General features: G+C 69.1%; 3 protein-coding genes and 2 tRNA genes. 2 read left to right on the top strand and 3 right to left on the bottom strand.

Annotated features, from left to right (window positions below; translation table 11 throughout):
- The coding region (locus I55_RS02365) for an LON peptidase substrate-binding domain-containing protein (RefSeq protein ID WP_044558872.1) at positions 1-341 on the bottom strand (341 nt) is incomplete at its 3' end.
- Between the two features lie 13 nt (positions 342-354).
- Positions 355-1,287 (bottom strand): co-chaperone YbbN, encoded by a 933-nt coding sequence (locus I55_RS02360; protein WP_044558871.1) that lies wholly within the window; start codon positions 1,285-1,287, stop codon positions 355-357.
- Positions 1,288-1,584: 297 nt separating this feature from the next.
- On the opposite strand from I55_RS02360, the gene I55_RS02355 reads away from it, so the two are divergent.
- Both I55_RS02355 and I55_RS02350 read left to right on the top strand, forming a co-directional pair.
- A tRNA-Gly gene (locus tag I55_RS02355) sits at positions 1,585-1,659 on the top strand.
- Between the two features lie 101 nt (positions 1,660-1,760).
- Positions 1,761-1,835, top strand: a tRNA-Gly gene (locus I55_RS02350).
- A gap of 77 nt (positions 1,836-1,912) precedes the next feature.
- On the opposite strand, the gene I55_RS02345 is transcribed toward I55_RS02350, so the two are convergent.
- Entirely contained in the window at positions 1,913-2,890 is a 978-nt protein-coding gene (locus tag I55_RS02345) for an AraC family transcriptional regulator (protein WP_044558870.1), read from the bottom strand.
- Positions 2,891-3,075: the final 185 nt, after the last annotated feature.

Raw genomic sequence — 3,075 nt, 5'->3', positions numbered from 1 at the left:
CGCATGGTCGACACCTCTTGCCGGATGCGGAAGCGGCACAGGCCGGTCAGGGTGATGAGATAGCGGCCATCGTCCGTCTCCGCGAAGGCCGTCAGCCGGCCGCAGCAGCCGACGCCGGCCAGCGGCGGTTCCGCGCCGGCTTCCGCCTCCGCCCCCGGCTCCATGGGCTGGATCATGCCGATCAGCCGGTCGGCGCCCAGGCTGTCCTGCACCATGGCCAGGTACCGCGGCTCGAAGATGTTGAGCGGCAGGCGGGCCCGGGGCAGGACCAGCGCCCCCGTCAGGGGAAAGACGGGGATGCTGGTCGGCAGCCGGTCGAAGGTGGGGGCGAAGGGGCTCATCACGCCGGTCGCGTCAGGCGAACAGGATGGACGACAGCTTGCGCCGGCCGCCGATGGCCAGCGGATGCTTGAAGCCCAGGGCCTCGAAGAACTTCACCAGCTGCTTGCGGGCCGCCTGCTCGTTCCATTCACGATCACGCTTCACGATGTCCAGCAGATGGTCCACCGCCGCCTCCTGCTGGCCGCCGGCATAGAGCGCCAGCGCCAGATCGTAGCGGGCCTGGTGGTTGTTGGCATCGGCCGCCACCGCGCGCTCCAGGTCACCCACCGGGCCCATGTCCGCCGCCTGGCGGGCCAGGTCCATCTGGGTGCGCAGGGCCACGATCTCCGGCGCCTTGGCCAGCGCCGCCGGCGCCTGGTCCAGCATCTCCTGCGCCGTGTCCGTCTGGTCGGCGGCCAGCAGGCAGCGGATCAGGCCGGCATAGGCCACGGCGTTCTCCGGCTCCTCGCCCAGCACCTCGTTATAGAGGGCGGCGGCGGTCTGGGGATCGCCCGCCTCCAGCAGCTGGCCGGCCTCTTCCAGCACGGCGGCGATGTCGGCGGCGCCGGGCACGCCGCCCGCCGCCTGCACCAGCCGGTCAATGAACTGCTTGATCTGGCTTTCCGGCAGGGCGCCGGTGAAGCCATCCACCGGGCGGCCCTGGAAGAAGGCGTAGACGGCGGGGATGGACTGGATGCGCAGCTGGCCGGCGATGGCCGGGTTCTGGTCGGTGTCGATCTTGACCAGCTTCACCGCACCCTTGGCGGCCAGCACGGCCTTCTCGATGATGGGACCCAGGGTCTTGCAGGGACCGCACCACGGCGCCCAGAAGTCCACGATCACCGGCACCTCGCGCGAGGCCTCGATGACATCGGCCATGAAGGTCCGGTCGCTGCCGTCCTTGATCAGGCTGGACTTGTCCACCGGGGCGTTGCCGCCGGGGGCGGCACTGGTCGGAAACTGCATGGCACTTCATCCCTTCATCAGCCGCGCGGCCGCCGCCCCGACAGTGGGCACGAGCCTGGGCCCCGCGCATAGGTCCTTGAAATGAGCCCGCCACGCCACCGCCGCAAGGGGTATGGGCTCCCTGCGGCACCGGACGGGACGGTGACCGGTCCCTTATAGCCGCCCCGGCGCGGGGAAAAAAGCCGCCCGATTTTTCCCTGAAAAAAGCGCTTGCATTCGATCGGCACCTGCATATTATCCGCGCTCACTGCCGGGGGGCACTGATCGCAAGGTCAAGGCCGGCCGACGGAACGGAGCGCGGGCGTAGCTCAGGGGTAGAGCACAACCTTGCCAAGGTTGGGGTCGAGGGTTCGAATCCCTTCGCCCGCTCCAGTCTTCCTCAGGGAAGGCGACGCGAAGAAAAGGCCGGGCCGGCGGGTTCGGCCTTTCGCTTTTACGGGGGAGACCCCGAAAGCGTTTTGAGACTGTGGCACGCGGGCGTAGCTCAGGGGTAGAGCACAACCTTGCCAAGGTTGGGGTCGAGGGTTCGAATCCCTTCGCCCGCTCCAGTCTCACCAGGCGGACCAAGGCGCCCTTTCCAGGCGCCTTTTGCTTTTCCGTCCCCTCGGCTTCCAATTCACTGGAATTATTCCGCCACCAGCGCCGGTGCCGGCCGCGACTCCCATTCCGGCGCGTGCACGGCCTGACCGGCCCCGCGCCCGTACTGCCGGGGCGAACAGCCCATGACCCGCTTGAACGCCGTGCTGAAGGCGCTTTCCGACTCATAGCCCAGCGACAGGGCGATGGTGGAGACGGGCTCCCCCCCATGGGCCAGCCGATCCCCGGCCAGCAGCATGCGCCAGCGCGCCAGGTATTCCATGGGGGCGGTACCCACCATCCCCTTGAAGCGCAGGGCGAAGCTGGAGCGGGACATGCCCACGTGCGCCGCCAGCGCCTGCAGGGTCCAGCGCCGGGCCGGGTCGGCATGCAGGGCGGCGATGGCCGCCCCCATCCGCGGATCCGCCAGGGCGAACAGCCAACCGACGTCGCCGCCGCCGCTGGCCTTCGCCCCCTGTGCCAGATGTGCGCGCAGGGCCTGTACCAGCATCATCTGCGCCAGGTGCTGGGTCATCAGGAAGGCGCCCGGCTGGGGATCGCGCAGTTCCTGGCGCATGCGGTCCATGGACCAGCGCAGCGCCGCCCGATCGGCCTCATCCCGGATGTGGATGATGGGCGGCAGGCCAGCCAGCAGGATGCCGGCGTGCCGGCCATCCACGGCGAAATGGCCGCCGACGATGAAGCAACCGCCGCCGCCGTTGATGACCAGGAAGCCGCCCCGGCGCACCGCCGGAAACAGCGTGCGGGAATCGATGGACGGCAAGGACAGGTCGGAGGCCAGGCGGAAGGGCCATCCCCGGGGCAGCAGGAAGCAGTCCCCGGCGGTCAGCCGCACCGCCGCCGCCGCCCCCTCGACCTCCAGCCAGCAGGCGCCGGAGACGACGGCGTAGCACTTGATGCCGTCATGGCGGTGGAACTGGATGGAGATGTCCGGTCCGCAATCGAAGCCGCCGGCGGCATAGCTGCGGGGCTTCAGCAGGGACAGGACATCGGACAAGGGATCCATGAGACGATTTCCGGACGATCACGCAAAAACGGCGGTACCGGGATCATAGATCGTTTCAGGTGGGGCGCCCATCCCGAAGCCCCAGTTCGGTCCCGGATGGTCCACGGCGCTGGCGGCCGGTGACAGCCTGGCGCATATCAGCCGCCTGGCCAACATCGCCCTGACATAACCGTCAGATGGTTGTT

This window comes from Azospirillum sp. B4, assembly GCF_000333275.1.
GTDB lineage: Bacteria > Pseudomonadota > Alphaproteobacteria > Azospirillales > Azospirillaceae > Nitrospirillum.
This window is presented reverse-complemented; position numbering and strand designations above follow the sequence as displayed.

Excerpts from the sequence above, each read along its gene's own strand:
- I55_RS02345 (WP_044558870.1), bottom strand. The coding sequence starts at position 2,890 with ATGGATCCCTTGTCCGATGTCCTGTCCCTGCTGAAGCCCCGCAGCTAT.
- I55_RS02360 (WP_044558871.1), bottom strand. The coding sequence starts at position 1,287 with ATGCAGTTTCCGACCAGTGCCGCCCCCGGCGGCAACGCCCCGGTGGAC.